Source organism: Pseudomonas sp. DVZ6 (assembly GCF_024259445.1).
Taxonomy (GTDB): Bacteria; Pseudomonadota; Gammaproteobacteria; order Pseudomonadales; family Pseudomonadaceae; genus Aquipseudomonas; species Aquipseudomonas peradeniyensis.
Map to the genome: position 1 here is coordinate 1 of NZ_JANCLM010000070.1, position 15,748 is coordinate 15,748.

Genomic DNA, 15,748 nt, shown 5'->3' on the forward strand with positions numbered 1-15,748 from the left:
CCCCCGCCGCCCCCCCCGCCCCCCCCCCCCCCCCCCCCCCCCCCCCCCACGAAGGTCAATCAGATACGCTGTAGGAGTCATATGGACAAGGTATTGAGTTTTCACCAAGGCCGGCTGCCACTGCTGATCAGCATGCCTCACGCCGGGCTGGGCCTGACGCCAGCCGTGCACGATGGCCTGGTCGACCAGGCACGCAGCCTGCCGGACACCGACTGGCACATTCCACGCCTGTACGACTTCGCCCGTGACCTGGGCGCAAGTGTAGTGGCGGCGGAGTATTCGCGCTTCGTCATCGACCTGAACCGCCCGGACGACGACAAGCCGCTGTACGCCGGCGCCACCACCGGCCTGTACCCGGCGACATTGTTCGACGGCGAGCCGTTGTTCAAGGATGGCCAGGTGCCGAGCGCCGACGAGCGGGCGACGTACCTGGAAGGGATCTGGCGCCCGTACCACGACACGATTCGTCGCGAGCTGGAGCGTCTGCGCGCAGAGTTCGGCTATGCGCTGCTGTGGGACGCCCATTCGATCCGTTCGCTGATCCCGCATCTGTTCGACGGCAAACTGCCGGACTTCAACCTCGGTACCTTCAACGGCGCCAGTTGCGATCCCGAGCTGGCCAAGCGGCTGCAGGGCGTGTGCGCCGAGTTCCCGCACTACAGCCATGTGCTCAACGGCCGCTTCAAGGGTGGACACATCACCCGCCACTACGGTGACCCGTCCCGACAGATCCATGCCGTGCAACTGGAGCTGGCGCAGAGCACGTACATGAATGAAGTCGAGCCGTTCGCCTATCGCCAGGACCTGGCACAACCGACCCAGGCGGTCCTGAGACGGTTGCTGGAGACGGTCCTTACGTGGGGCCGGGAGCGATACGGGCGCTAGCGCTCAACTGCGATCCGGATTGGCCAGTGTGGTCAGTTCACGGATCAGGTGCCGTTCCCGTGCCTGCTTGTCGTTCTCCAGCGCTTCGTACTCGGGCGCCAGTTCATCGAGGCTTTGCGGGGACTCGTCCAGGGCGCTGACCTGCGCCCTGTACTGCTGCTCGATGGCGTCGAAGCGTGCTGCGTAGGTCAGTCGCAGGTATCGGCACCATTGGTCATTGTTCGCGGCATACCCCAGGAACGACTCACCCTGCTCATCCCGGTGGACCTGGTCCATCGCCGCTGTCAGCTCGCTGCGGCTGACATCGGCAAAGGCCTCGTAGAGCATGTTGTCGTCGGGCACACCCAGTTTCAGCTCCTGATTCAGCCCGCGGCGATAGGCCAGGCGGACCTCCGCCTCGTCCCGGCCCTTGGCTTTGTCGCGGGCGATCTCATCCAGTCGGTACAGGCGATAGAGGCGCGTGAGCTCCTGGTAAAGCGTGTGTTCCGTATCGCCTGCGGTTCTGAGCAGGCTACGACTGTCGATCAGCAGCTCGATGTTCTGGAACACCAGTAGTGCCCCGTCGTGGCAGGTCTGGCTGCCGGTGTCCGGTTGCACCAGTGCCTCCTGCGCAATGGCGTTGAACAGTACGCGTTCTTCCGGCCTGACCAGCGCCTTGATCAGGACCATGCGCACGCGCTGGCAGAAGGACGGCCGGCTGGCGCCATTGCGAAAGGGCGCTGACTGCTGCAGGCGTCCGACCAGCGACAGCAGGTTGCCCGCATCGCCTGCCTGTTCCAGTTGCTGCCAGGTATCGCGCAGTGCTTCGTTTTCCAGCTGTGCGCCTTGCAGCCAGGCCTCCAGGCGTGGCTGGTCATCGGCAAGGGGAAGGATTGGATTATGCAGGTGCCCCCCCGCCAGTTCTTCATCCGAAGACGTCGCGGTCAGCAAGTCATCGGGCAGGCTCATGGCGAAGGTGAAGTTGCGCTGGGTGTCCGAGGAGGTGCGCGCACGGAACATGGTGCTGCGGCTCAATGGGTTGTCGAACAGGGCGATCGACGACACGGGGAAGTCGTGATCGAGGTTACTGAAGATGTGATCGGGCAACTCGGTCAAGCGGTTCTCGCTCAGGTCGAGCAGTTCCAGCGGCAGCAGGCTGTCCAGCCAGGCGGGCCACTGTTCGATACCCATGTTGTTCAGCTCGAGCCGAGTCAGGTTGCGCAAGGTCTCGGGCACCTGGGTGATTGTGCCCAGGCGGTTGCCGGCCAGTTCCAGTGTGCTGAGGTTGCCCAGTGCGCCGAAGATGGCGAGCACGTTGTCATCGATCATCAGCCCCATGTCGCGCAAGGACAGGTAGACGAGCCGGGGCAGGCGCAGGAGTGCTGTCGGCAGCGCCTGGTTCGGCTGGGTGTGTTCGACGAGGCTGAGGTTTTCCACCAGGGGGAAGCGTCGCAGGAAATCATCCAGCTGGGCGCTCGTGCTGCTGATCCGGGCTAGCGACAGGCTGCGCACGCGATCGTGGAAGAAGGACGGAAGTTGCGACGGGAAATGCTCCAGGGCGATGTTTTCCAGGCGCAGAGTGGTCTGGCGCATGCCCAGTTCCTGGTTGCGCCAGAAGTTGTTGATGCTGACCCCGATCCGGTTGCGCATGGCCATGGCGGCCTGGCTCAGCGGCGCCGTCGAACTTGATGCGTTGGCCCAGCTGTCGAGGGCGTCGCGCAGTGCTTCACGCTGCTGAGTGTAGCGGCGCAGGCGGGCGTTCAGGGACGATGAAATGTCGGCATGGATCCGTCCGGCCAGGCCCTGTTGATTGAGCAGGATGCGCAGCAGCTGATCCTCGATGATGGGATTGCCTTCCAGGGCAATGACCGAGTGGGTGGCAAGGTCCGGTTCGTTGCTCATGAGAAAGCTCGGCAGTGAGCGGATACGGTTGTCGCGTAGCGAGACCTCCCTGATGCGGGTCAGAGGGCGTGGCCTCAGTCCCTGGGGCCAGTGGTCGAGGTCCATGCGTTCGAGGCCCAGGTAGTCCAGCGTCAGGCCTTCGAAGGCCTGGTAGCTGTGCGATAACAGCCGATTGCCGTCCAGCATGAGGCGCCGAAGGTGGGGCAACGCTCTCAGGCTTTCGATCTCCCTGCTCGACAATGCCAGGTTCAGGTTGGTGATGCTGAGGGATTCGAGCGCCGGAAGGCGGCGGGTGATCGAGCTGAGGTCGTACAGGAAGTTGGAGGCGGGTGCGTTGTCGACATAAGGTCGGGTCACCTCCAGCGAGCGTAAGCCTGGGAACTGTTGGAACAGACTGGTCAGCTGGCGCTCGCGCCGTCCCAGGCTCGAAGCGCTGCCGTGGGACGGGTCGATGAGCTGAAGATGCCTGACACTTTCGCCAAAGAACGTGGGCAGGTCGGACGGGAAGGTGTCCAGTGCGATCTGCTCCAGACGCAATGGTGTCGCCTCGTGGGGTGTCACAGGCAGGGCATTGTCATACCAGTGCTGGATGATCCGCTCATGCAGCGTGTCGATCGCTTCGCTGTCCTGCCCGGCTGTGGCGGTTGTCGCTCGTCGCCATGCGGCCAGCGTGTCGCGCAAGGTCGTGTGCCGCTCCAGCAATGCCTGCAGGCGTATGTTTATCTCGCTTCGGCTCAGTCCGCTGCCTTCCAGGTCGGCCAGTATCTGGTCGGCCGTACGCGTCGTATGCACGGGCAGGCCGGTTTCCCTGATCATGCGCAGCAGGGTGTGGCGGGTGAAGCCGCCTCCAGTGCCGCCATGGCCGCCCATCGGGTATCCCAGGCGGCCGTCGGCCAGACGCATCGGCGAGTGGAAGCCCTGGCGCACGGGCTGCATGCGCAACACCTTGCGCAACGCCTCGCGCGAAAGTCGAGGCATCTGGCGAAGCAGGCGCTTGAGTGCTTGCGTGTAGCTCACTCCCAGGTTACCCAGTACGCTGATTGCGGGTGTCGGCAGGGCTTTCATCAGCGCACTGTAGAGCGTGTCGTGAAGCCTCTCCGAGGCTTCTGGGGCACTGCTGCCGTCAACGATGTATCCATTGGTCGTGCTGAAAATGGTGGCGTTGGGCTCGGCGGTCTGTGCTCCGATTCGTGTGCGCTCGGCGGGCCAGTGCAGGTGTTGCTCAAGATCGATGACCGTATCGGCGGGCCAGCCGGGAAGCTGTTCCAGCGTATGCAAGATCAAGCGGTCAGTGTCCCAGTTGCGCACCGTGTTTAGATATAGCCCTTCATAGGCGCGGGCCAGGCGCACCTGCTGCTGGTAGGTGCGAGCCTCTGCACCAAGGCGGGCGTGGACCCTGCCTTTATCCAGACCCTGCAGCTCCTCCAGGCTGGCATTGCGCAACAGCTCTTCGATGACCGGAAGCGGCAGCTGTGGATAACGTTGCCGCAGGGTGGCGCCGCGGGCGGTGGGCCTGGCGTACAAAAGGTCGTAGCGCTTCTGGAACGTCTTGCGCAGCATGTTTGGCTCCGTCACCGAGGTGCGCAGTTCCTGATCCAGCTTGAAACGAGACAGCGTGTCTTCCAGCAACGCCGGCAAGCGCAGGTTCTGGCTGACGGTTCGACGCAACATGGACTCATCCGTGCCGCTGACGTCGAGGATCCGGGTCAGGGTGGCTTCGTCGAACCCAGCGGTCAGTTGTCCTGCCCGACCGGCCAACTGCTTCAATGGCCATGCCTGTGGTCGGTCCAGTTCATGCAGCCAGGCGCCTGCACCATTGTGGCGCAATCGAGGCTGGTAGCCTTGGGGACTTTGTGGTTTTTCGATGACGTAGGCGTGGGGCGCAGCAATGGGTTTGACCGAGAACAGGCGGTCTTCCAGCGCCAACCAGATCTTGCCTGCGTGGTGGTACAAGCCGAACTCATCCGCTTTCAAGCCTGCAGGCAGCACGATGTCATGGGCAAATGGCTTCAGGTCCGGGGACCAGAGGCGGACCTCGCCGTCAGGCCTGCGCACCGGCTCCAGTTCTTCGACAAATGAAGGCGTCTCGGCGGTGATTTTCTCGATGGCAGGTTTTCCGCTGCTCGCCTCCCAGATCCCGAGAGCCGCCAACTGGGCAACGTTTTCAACCACGTCCACTAGGTAGGCCAGGGCCTGCTGCCTGTCGCCCTGCGCCCAGCTGGCGAACCCTTCGTATACTTCATGCCCCAGTTGCAGTGCCGTCAGTCCCAGCATCACCGGACCAAGGGCCGGTACGAAGAAACTGCCCAAGGCCAGGGCGTTGAAGGCCAGGCCGGTGTAGTACGCCAGTTGTTTCTGCGCGGTTATCTGATCCTCCGTCGCGGTGGGGACCGCGTGGAACAGGGCATCGTCCCTGAACCTTTGACGTTTCTGCGCGACCAGCGCCTCGCGCAGGCCTTGCCCGAAGGGCTGCTGTGCCACCGTCACTCGGGCGTCTGGATCGCGCACACGGTTTACCGTACCGCCGTACTGGCCCGGGAAGACCTTTAAGGTACTCCAGTCCACCGGTTGCAGGCAGTCCAGCAACTGGGTGAGAAAGGCATTGCTGTCGCGTGCCGGCACGCTGTCGAGCAGTTGCAGGCGGGTCATGGCCCCCAGCTGTTCGCGCAGGTAGGCCTGCAGTGCCTCGGCGGTGGCGTGATGCTTCAAGGGGATTCGCGCGCCGGGCAAATAGGTGACCAGCCAACCCTGGAAGGGCAGTTGGAACGCAGGGTAGCGCGACGGCAGGCTGGGGCCCGTTTCTACACCGAAGATCAAGGCGCCTGTTACCGAGCTGCCGAACAGCTGCAGGAAGGTCGCGCCCAGCGGACGGCCTTCGTACTCGGCCTCGCCGTGTTCGACCAGCTTGAGCAAGGCCTTATACAGCGGCTGTTCGAGCCTTTCGCCCAGATAAGCCCTGTGCAGCTCCAGGCGCAGGGTGCTCAGTTCCGCGTCGCCGAATACCTTGGCCGTCTGCGGATCCGCCTGGCAGGCCGTTTCGATCAGCGCCTGGTACTGACCACCGATATCCAGCTCGCGGGATAATGCCGCGAATTCGCTCGGCGAGATCTCGACCTGGTTGCCGCTGGGCACCACGCCCACGAACGCATTGCTGTCGAGCACCCTTGAGCTGAGCCTGGCGGTATCCAGCCCACCAGGCAGCGCCTGTTCGGCCTCGAAGTTCTGCAAGGCGCTGTGCAGCAAGGACTGCGTGGCTCGTCTGAACGACCGTGCTGCCTGAACGATCGGGTCGCCGTGGGAGGCGTCCTGATAAGCCTCGGCCCGGCGGGCGTTGAACAGATAGGTCTTGTTCACGTCCAGTTGCAGATTGAAGCGCTGCTTGATCGCCTGGGTCAGCTGCTGCGTGGCGAACTGCCGTAGATCGGGTAGCTGCTTGAGCAGCCTGGTCACCTCATCCTGGGTCTGTCGATGGGTGCCATATTCCTGTACCAGCTGTCGAGCGATGTCCGGGTGCGCCAGGCAAGCCTTGTCGAACCAGGCGTTTGGTTGGCTCAGGGCATTGCGCATGTGGGCATGGGCCGGCTTTGCGACGTGCTTCAGCCAGTCAGGCATCTTGTCGGCGATCAGCCGCTGCGACAGTGAACCTATGGGTTCGTCCGTTACTGGCGCGCCAGCGACGCCGTTGTTGTTGACGCTCATGGTGGGGCCTCGATGGAAGGGAGGCCCGGATGGTATGGACTGTGCCGCCGACCAAGGACATAACATGATCTGGCCGTAGAACCCGTCCGCATGCATCGCACCCAGCACGAGAGCATGCTCAAAGCGCAATTCAGGTTTATGATGCCCAACGGCAGACAATATCCTCACACGGAGTGCGCGATGCAGACCCTCTACCCGCAGATCAAACCCTACGCCCGGCACGATCTGGCCGTGGAAGCGCCGCATGTGCTGTATGTCGATGAGAGCGGCTCGCCGGAAGGTCTGCCCGTGGTGTTCATCCACGGTGGCCCGGGCGCGGGCTGCGATGCCCAGAGCCGCTGCTACTTCGACCCCAACCTGTACCGCATCGTCACCTTCGACCAGCGCGGCTGCGGCCGCTCCACGCCGCACGCGAGCCTGGAGAACAACACTACCTGGCACCTGGTCGAGGACCTGGAACGCATCCGCGAGCACCTCGGCATCGACAAATGGGTGCTGTTCGGCGGCTCCTGGGGCTCCACCCTGGCCCTGGCCTACGCCCAGAAGCACCCCGAGCGGGTGCATGGCCTGATCCTGCGCGGCATCTTCCTGTGCCGCCCGCAGGAGATCCACTGGTTCTACCAGGAAGGCGCCAGCCGCCTGTTCCCCGACTACTGGCAGGACTACATCGCACCGATCCCGCCGGAGGAGCGCGGCGACCTGGTCAACGCCTTCCACAAGCGCCTGACCGGCAACGACCAGATCGCCCAGATGCATGCCGCGAAGGCCTGGTCCACCTGGGAGGGCCGCACCGCGACCCTGCGCCCGAACCCGCTGGTGGTCGACCGCTTCTCCGAGCCGCAGCGCGCCCTGTCGATCGCTCGCATCGAGTGCCATTACTTCACCAACAACGCTTTCCTCGAGCCAGACCAGCTGATCCGCGACATGCCGAAGATCGCTCACCTGCCGGCGATGATCGTGCATGGCCGCTACGACGTGATCTGCCCGTTGGACAACGCCTGGGAGCTGCACCAGGCCTGGCCGAACAGCGAGCTGAAGGTGATCCGCGACGCCGGCCACGCCGCCTCCGAGCCCGGCATCACCGACGCCCTGGTGCGCGCCGCCGACCAGATGGCCCGGCGCCTGCTCGACCTGCCCCTGGAAGAAGCATGAAGGGGCTGATTCAGCGTGTGCGTGGCGCGCGGGTGGAAGTGGCAGGGGAGATTGTCGGCGCCATCGACCAGGGGTTGCTGGCGCTGGTGGCGGTCGAGCCTGAAGATTCGCCCGAGCATGCCGACAAGCTGTTGCACAAACTGCTGAACTACCGGGTGTTCAGCGACGAGCAGGGCAAGATGAACCGCTCGCTCAAGGATGTCGGTGGCGGCCTGCTGCTGGTGTCGCAGTTCACCCTGGCCGCCGACACCCGCAACGGCATGCGCCCGAGCTTTTCCACGGCGGCGCCACCGGCCCTCGGCGCCGAGCTGTTCGACTATCTGCTGCGCCAGGCACAGGCCCGGCACCCGCTGGTGGCCAGTGGTCGCTTCGGTGCAGACATGCAGGTGCATCTGGTCAATGATGGCCCGGTAACATTTATGTTACAAATATGAGGTCAAAAAACCCCTTGTTTGTCGAAAAACAAGGGGTTTTGTACGATAAATAGTTTGTTCAGCCTGATGCGTTGTAACGCGACCTGCTGGATAATCGCGCGCTGCATGAACCTGCGTTCGCAGGTTCGTTTCACTTTGACTCGAGCATTGTCAGGATCCGTTTGGGGAATCATTACGCCCTCACGGGGTCCGAACAGTGCTCGCCAACCCGGCATTGGTCGCTGGCCGTTGGTTTCATGATCTGTTTTCGGCGAGGATTGCTCGTGATTGTAAGCCCCTGTATTGCACCTAGAATCCCCGGTACCCGGCTGCGCAAGGCCATGCTGGCCGGCGTGGCACTGGTCGGCCTGTTGAGCGCGGGCCAGCTGTGGGCATTCAATCTGGACGACGTTGCAGCCAAGGCAAAGGATCTGGCCGGTCAGAAGTTCGAGGCACCGAAGAGCAACCTGCCGCCGGTGTTCCGCGACATGAAGTACGCCGACTACCAGAAGATCCGCTTCCTGCAGGAAAAGGCCGAGTGGGCCAAGGACAAGACGCCGTTCAAGCTCTCGTTCTACCACCAGGGCATGCACTTCGACACGCCGGTGACCATCAACGAGATCACCGCCAACAAGGTCAAGGAAATCAAGTACGACCCGAGCCGCTTCGAGTTCGGTGACGTGCCGCATGACGCCGAAGCCACCAAGAACCTCGGCTACGCCGGTTTCCGCGTGCTCTACCCGATCAACAAGGCCGACAAGCAGGACGAGATCATGACCCTGCTTGGCGCCAGCTATTTCCGCGTGGTCGGCAAGGGCCACCGCTACGGCCTGTCGGCCCGTGGCCTGGCCATCGACACCGCGTTGCCGTCCGGCGAGGAATTCCCGCGCTTCCGCGAATTCTGGATCGAGAAGCCCAAGCCGAACGACAAGCACCTGGTGATCTACGCGCTGCTCGACTCGCCGCGCTCCACCGGCGCCTACAAGCTGACCCTGCGCCCTGGCGAAGACACCCTGGTCGACGTCAAGTCGCGGGTCTACCTGCGTGACAACGTCAGCCGCCTGGGCATCGCCCCGCTGACCAGCATGTACCTGTTCGGCCCCAACCAGCCGTCCAAGGTCATGAACTACCGTCCGGCCCTGCACGACTCCGAAGGCCTGGCGATCCACGCCGGCAACGGCGAATGGCTGTGGCGTCCGCTGAACAATCCGAAACACCTGGCCGTGAGCAACTTCAGCGTCGAGAACCCGCGTGGTTTCGGCCTGCTGCAGCGCCAGCGCGACTTCAGCGACTACGAAGACCTCGACGACGAGTACGAGAAGCGCCCGAGCGCCTGGATCGAGCCGAAGGGCGACTGGGGCAAGGGCACCGTCGACCTGGTCGAGATCCCGACCGCCGACGAGACCAACGACAACATCGTGGCCTTCTGGAGCCCGGAAAAACTGCCTGAAGTGGGCAAGCCGTTCGAGTACGACTACCGCCTGCGCTGGACCATCAAGGAAGACCAACTGCATTCGCAGGAGCTGGGCTGGGTCAAGCAGACCCTGCGCTCCACCGGCGACGTCAAACAGTCCAACCTGATCCGCCAGACCGATGGCACCGTGGCCTTCCTGGTCGACTTCATCGGCCCGAACCTGGCCACGCTGCCGGCCGACACCGCCGTGCGCAGCCAGGTCAGCGTCGGCGACAACGCCGAAGTGGTCGAGAACAACCTGCGCTACAACCCGGAAACCAAAGGCTGGCGCCTGACCCTGCGCCTGAAGGTGCAGGATCCGAAGAAATCCACCGAGATGCGCGCCGCGCTGCTGCGCGACGTTCCGGTCGAACAGCCCAAGCCGGCCAAGCAGGACAAGGCCGCGGCCAAGCATGCTCACGCCAAGGCCGAGAAAGCCAAGGCCGAGAAGGCTGCCGAGCAACCCGCCGCCGATGCGGCATCCACCAACGGGACCCCGGCCACCACCGAGAAAGTGCTGACCGAGACCTGGAGCTATCAGTTGCCTGCCGATGAGTAACTCAAGCGCAAGGCCGGAATCGCTGAGCGAGTACCTGGCCCACCTTCCCCTGAGCGACGAGCAGCGTGCGGAACTCGCCCGCTGCACCTCCTTCAGCGAGCTGCACCAACACCTGGCGGCCCAACCGGCCGCCGGCACCGCCGAGGCCGCCCAGGCCTCGGTGGGCGCCCGTCTTACCGTCGGCAGCGCCGCCGAGCTGGAAGACGCCGAGATGCTCGGCGTCGATGCCGGTGGGCGGCTGTGCCTGAAGATCGCCCCGCCGATCAAGCGCACCAAGGTCGTGCCCGAGCCGTGGCGCACCAACATCCTGATCCGCATGTGGCGGCGCATGACCGGCCGCACCAACGCCCCGCAGCCGCCCAAGCGCGAGCTGCCGCCGGCGCGCTGGCGCACGGTCGGCTCGATCCGCCGCTACATCCTGCTGACCCTGATGATCGGCCAGACCCTCGTCGCCGGCTGGTACATGAAGGGCATCCTGCCGTACCAGGGTTGGTCGTTCGTTGATCTCGACGAAATCGTCAACCAGCCGCTGTGGGACACGGTGGTGCAGGTGTGGCCGTATGCTCTGCAGACCTCCATCCTGGTCCTGTTCGGCATCCTGTTCTGCTGGGTGTCGGCGGGCTTCTGGACCGCCCTGATGGGCTTCCTCGAGCTGCTCACCGGGCGTGACAAGTACAAGATTTCCGGCAGCAGCGCCGGCAACGAGCCGATCGCGCCCGAGGCGCGCACCGCGCTGGTGATGCCGATCTGCAACGAAGACGTGCCACGGGTGTTCGCCGGCCTGCGCGCCACCTTCGAGTCGGTGGCTGCCAGCGGCAACCTCGACCGGTTCGACTTCTTCGTGCTCAGCGACACCAACGACACCGACATCGCCGTCGCCGAACAACAGGCCTGGCTCGATGTGTGCCGCGAAACCAAGGGTTTCGGCCGCATCTTCTACCGCCGCCGTCGGCGCCGGGTGAAGCGCAAGAGCGGCAACCTCGACGACTTCTGCCGTCGCTGGGGCGGCGAGTACAAGTACATGGTCGTGCTCGACGCCGACAGCGTCATGAGCGGCGAGTGCCTGAGCAGCCTGGTGCGCCTGATGGAGGCCAACCCGGACGCCGGTATCATCCAGACCGGACCGAAAGCCTCGGGCATGGACACCCTGTATGCGCGCATGCAGCAGTTCGCCACCCGCGTGTACGGCCCGCTGTTCACCGCCGGCCTGCACTTCTGGCAGTTGGGCGAGTCGCACTACTGGGGTCACAACGCGATCATCCGCATGAAGCCGTTCATCGAGCACTGCGCCCTGGCGCCGTTGCCGGGCAAGGGCGCGTTCGCCGGTGCTATCCTCTCCCACGACTTCGTCGAAGCCGCGCTGATGCGCCGTGCCGGTTGGGGCGTGTGGATCGCCTATGATCTGCCGGGCAGCTACGAAGAGCTACCGCCAAACCTGCTCGACGAGCTCAAGCGCGACCGTCGCTGGTGCCACGGCAACCTGATGAACTTCCGCCTGTTCCTGGTCAAGGGCATGCACCCGGTGCACCGCGCGGTGTTCCTCACCGGGGTGATGTCGTACCTGTCGGCGCCGCTGTGGTTCCTGTTCCTGGTGCTGTCGACGGCGCTGCTGGCAACCAACACCCTGATGGAGCCGCAGTACTTCATCGAGCCGTTCCAGCTCTACCCGCTGTGGCCGCAGTGGCATCCGGAGAAGGCCATTGCGCTGTTCTCCACCACCATCGTGCTGCTGTTCCTGCCCAAGCTGCTCAGCATCATCCTGATCTGGGCCAAGGGCGCCACCGAGTTCGGCGGGCGCATCAAGGTCACCCTGTCGATGCTGATGGAGATGCTGTTCTCCATGCTGCTGGCACCGGTGCGGATGATCTTCCACACCCGCTTCGTGCTGGCCGCGTTCCTCGGCTGGGCCGCGACCTGGAACTCGCCGCAGCGTGACGACGACTCCACGCCGTGGAGCGAAGCGGTGCGTCGCCATGGTCCGCAGACCCTGCTGGGTATCGCCTGGGCTGGGCTGGTGGCCTGGCTGAACCCGAGCTTCCTGTGGTGGCTGGCGCCGATCGTCGGCTCGCTGGTGCTGTCGATCCCGGTGTCGGTGATCTCCAGCCGCACGCGCCTGGGCCTGGCGGCCAAGGACGAGAAGCTGTTCCTCATCCCCGAGGAATACGCTACGCCGCAAGAGCTGCTGGCGACCGACCAGTACACCCACGAGAACCGCTGGCACGCCTTGCACGACGGTTTCGTCCGTGCCGTGGTCGACCCGCGCCAGAACGCCCTGGCCTGTGCCATGGCCACGGCGCGTCACGGTCAGGCGGCCCCGATCGAGGCGCTGCGCGCCGAGCGCGTGGCCAAGGCCCTGGAAGTCGGCCCGAAAGGCCTGGACCTGAACACCCGCCTGGCGCTGCTCAGCGACCCGGTGGCGCTGTCGCGCCTGCACGAGCAGGTGTGGGCCGGGCACAACACGGCGTGGATCGATGTGTGGCGGGCGTCCATCGCCAACGATCCGCACTCGCCGTTGCTGCCGCTGCACCCGGAGAACGTGGCCCAGCCAGCCCTGGCTTGAGTCCGTTGCTCGGATAATCGCGGGGCCAGCCCGCTCCCACGCCATCTCAACGGTGCGTGGGAGCGGGCTGGCCCCGCGATGCTTTCTGGTCGATTTTGGCCAACAAAGTCCCCCCCGGCTCTAGGTCCGGCGCCGCGCATGCGTTAGCATCCGTCCCGATATTGCGCATCGGTCTGTCGGACCGTGCTTACAAGAAAAATCTGCGTACTTCTTGCTAGGGGACTTGGTGATGATTAAGAAATACCTGTCGCGACTGCTGGTAGGTGCGACCGCCCTGATCGCGGTGACCGCCGCCCAGGCCGGCGCCATCGATGACGCGGTCAAGCGTGGCACCCTGCGCGTGGGCATGGACCCGACCTACATGCCGTTCGAAATGACCAACAAGCGCGGTGAGATCATCGGCTTCGAAGTCGACATCCTCAAGGCCATGGCCAAGTCCATGGGCGTCAAGCTGGAGATGGTCTCCACCGCCTACGACGGCATCATCCCGGCCCTGATGACCGACAAGTTCGACTTCATCGGCAGTGGCATGACCCTGACCCAGGAGCGCAACCTGCGCCTGAACTTCAGCGAACCCTTTATCGTGGTCGGCCAGACCCTGCTGATCCGCAAGGAGCTGGCGGGCGAGATCAAGTCGTACAAGGACCTGAACAACGAGAAGTACCGCCTCACCTCCAAGCTCGGCACCACCGGCGAGATGGTCGCGAAGAAGCTGATCGGCAAGGCCAAGTACCACGGCTACGACAACGAGCAGGAAGGGGTGATGGACGTGGTCAACGGCAAGGCCGACGCCTTCGTCTATGACTCGCCCTACAACGTGGTGGCGGTGGAGAAGGCCGGCGCCGGCAAGCTGGTGTTCCTGGAAGAGCCCTTCACCTACGAGCCGCTGGCCTTCGGCCTGAAGAAAGGCGACTACGACAGCATCAACTACATCAACAACTTCCTGCACCAGATCAAGCATGACGGGACCTACGATCGTATTCACGACAAGTGGTTCAAGAGCAAGGAATGGCTGAAGGAAATGGAATAAGGGTCGGGCCAAAAGCCTAGACTTTGATCCCGACGCGCAGGTTGGACTGAGGGCGGTAGATCGAGGACAGCGGATGTTTTCGCTGGCCTCTTCGCGGGTAAACCCGCTCCCACAGGGTTTGGCTACATCTGTGGGAGCGGGTTTACCCGCGAAGAGGCCGGCAAGTACAACGCACGCTCCACGGGCTATCGCTAAAGCTCCACCCGGCGCGTTTCTTTTTTTGTGGAAGTACCCCAAGTGATCAAACACAAGAAAGCACAGTGGCCCTGGCATGGGCTGACCGCGCTGGTCCTGGTGGGCCTGGCGATCAGCCTGTACCTGGCCACCTCGATGATTTCCTACGAGTGGCGCTGGAACCGTGTTCCGCAATACTTCGCCTACAAGGCCGAGGAAACCCAGCGTGCCACCAACCCGGGCACGGTCGAGGAAATCGTGGTGTCCGGCGACAACGCCCGGGTCACCCTGAAGGATGAGAGCGGCGACACCCAGGTCGTCGAAGTGGCCAAGGACAGCATGCTGCTGGCCCGTGGTGACGACGTCGCCGAGGGCGATGCCATTGGCGTCACCCGCCACTGGGCCGCTGGCCCCTTGGCCTGGGGCCTGTGGACCACGCTGTGGATCTCGGTGATCTCCGGCGCCCTGGGCCTGGTGATCGGCCTGTTCGCCGGGCTGTGCCGGCTGTCGAGCAACCCCACCCTGCGTGACCTGTCCACGGTGTATGTCGAGCTGGTACGCGGCACGCCGCTGCTGGTGCAGATCTTCATCTTCTACTTCTTCATCGGCACCGTGCTCAACCTGTCCCGCGAGTTCGCCGGGGTGGCGGCGCTGGCGCTGTTCACCGGCGCCTACGTGGCCGAGATCGTCCGTGCCGGCGTGCAGTCGATCGCCAAGGGCCAGAACGAAGCAGCACGTTCGTTGGGCCTCAATGGCGCCCAGTCCATGCGCCATGTGATCCTGCCCCAGGCCTTCAAGCGCGTGCTGCCACCGCTGGCCGGGCAGTTCATCAGCCTGGTCAAGGACACCTCGCTGGTGTCGGTGATCGCCATTACCGAGCTGACCAAGAGCGGCCGCGAGGCCATCACCACCTCGTTCTCGACCTTCGAGATCTGGTTCTGCGTGGCGGGCCTGTACCTGCTGATCAACCTGCCGCTGTCGCATATCGCCAGCCGGCTCGAGCGGAGGCTTGCGCAAAGTGATTGAAGTCCGTGACCTGCTGAAAGTCTTCGACACCCGCGGCCAGGTGGTGCGCGCGGTGGACAACGTCACCACCCAGGTCGCCAAGGGCGAGGTGGTGGTGGTGCTGGGGCCTTCGGGCTCGGGCAAGTCGACCTTCCTGCGCTGCCTGAATGGTCTGGAGCATTTCGACGAGGGCCATGTGTCCATCAACGGCCTGCAACTGGACGACCCCAAGACCGATATCAACGCCTATCGACGTGAAGTCGGGATGGTGTTCCAGCACTTCAACCTGTTCCCGCACATGACCGTGCTGGAGAACCTGTGCCTGGCGCAGAAGGTGGTGCGCAAGCGCAACAAGGCCGAGCGTGAAGCCAAGGCCCGGGCGTTGCTGGAAAAGGTCGGTATCGCGCAGAAGGCCAACGAGTATCCGTCGCGGCTCTCCGGTGGCCAGCAGCAGCGGGTGGCCATCGCCCGGGCCCTGGCGATGGACCCGAAGGTGATGCTGTTCGATGAACCGACCTCGGCGCTTGATCCGGAGATGGTCGGGGAGGTGCTGGACGTGATGAAGACCCTGGCCCAGGAGGGCATGACCATGGTCTGCGTGACGCACGAGATGGGCTTTGCCCGGGAAGTGGCGGATCGGGTGTTGTTCTTTGATCATGGGAAGTTGCTGGAAGATTCGCCGCCACAGGAATTCTTTGCTGCGCCGAAGGATGTGCGGGCGCAGGCGTTCTTGCGGCAAGTTCTGTGATTGTGTTTAGACCTGCGTAAACCGTGGGTGCAATGTATGTGGTCAAACTGTTCAGGCCTCTTGCTATATGTTGGCGAGGGGTCTGATCACTGAAATAACACCACCCTCCAATCAAGAAACGCTCATCTCTTGATCTTGATCTTGATCTTGATCTTGATCTTGATCTTGATCTTGATCTTGATCTTGATC

Annotated in this window: 9 protein-coding genes; 8 read left to right on the forward strand and 1 reads right to left on the reverse strand. The window is 63.8% G+C overall.

Going from position 1 to position 15,748, the window contains the following annotated elements; all coding sequences use genetic code 11:
• Positions 1-81: 81 nt before the first annotated feature.
• On the forward strand, positions 82-885 hold the full coding sequence (gene hutG, locus NMG10_RS25280; protein WP_232854947.1) for an N-formylglutamate deformylase: 804 nt from the start codon (positions 82-84) through the stop codon (positions 883-885).
• 3 nt (positions 886-888) lie between these two features.
• Here the strand turns inward: hutG and NMG10_RS25285 are convergent, their stop codons facing one another.
• Positions 889-6,465, reverse strand: coding sequence for a DUF6543 domain-containing protein (locus tag NMG10_RS25285; protein WP_254465335.1), 5,577 nt, complete (start codon positions 6,463-6,465; stop codon positions 889-891).
• A gap of 180 nt (positions 6,466-6,645) precedes the next feature.
• Here NMG10_RS25285 and pip point away from each other — a divergent pair, with 180 nt between their 5' ends.
• From pip to NMG10_RS25320, 7 genes are all read left to right on the forward strand, one after another.
• A complete protein-coding gene (gene pip, locus NMG10_RS25290) occupies positions 6,646-7,617 on the forward strand; it encodes a prolyl aminopeptidase (RefSeq protein WP_232854949.1) in 972 nt (323 codons plus the stop codon).
• Positions 7,614-8,051 (forward strand): D-aminoacyl-tRNA deacylase, encoded by a 438-nt coding sequence (gene dtd / locus NMG10_RS25295; protein WP_050707270.1) that lies wholly within the window; start codon positions 7,614-7,616, stop codon positions 8,049-8,051. Before pip ends, dtd begins: the two co-directional genes overlap by 4 nt.
• A gap of 263 nt (positions 8,052-8,314) precedes the next feature.
• Positions 8,315-10,042, forward strand: coding sequence for a glucan biosynthesis protein G (locus tag NMG10_RS25300; protein WP_218188901.1), 1,728 nt, complete (start codon positions 8,315-8,317; stop codon positions 10,040-10,042).
• Positions 10,035-12,602: a glucans biosynthesis glucosyltransferase MdoH gene (gene mdoH, locus NMG10_RS25305; protein WP_203648355.1), complete on the forward strand. Its 2,568-nt coding sequence runs from the start codon at positions 10,035-10,037 to the stop codon at positions 12,600-12,602. The genes NMG10_RS25300 and mdoH overlap by 8 nt, the downstream gene beginning before the upstream one ends.
• 232 nt (positions 12,603-12,834) lie before the next feature.
• Positions 12,835-13,632: a transporter substrate-binding domain-containing protein gene (locus NMG10_RS25310; protein ID WP_110735164.1), complete on the forward strand. Its 798-nt coding sequence runs from the start codon at positions 12,835-12,837 to the stop codon at positions 13,630-13,632.
• Positions 13,633-13,869: 237 nt separating this feature from the next.
• A complete protein-coding gene (locus NMG10_RS25315; RefSeq protein ID WP_254465336.1) occupies positions 13,870-14,832 on the forward strand; it encodes an amino acid ABC transporter permease in 963 nt (320 codons plus the stop codon).
• Entirely contained in the window at positions 14,825-15,559 is a 735-nt protein-coding gene (locus tag NMG10_RS25320; protein WP_203652716.1) for an amino acid ABC transporter ATP-binding protein, read from the forward strand. The genes NMG10_RS25315 and NMG10_RS25320 overlap by 8 nt, the downstream gene beginning before the upstream one ends.
• Positions 15,560-15,748 lie beyond the last annotated feature (189 nt).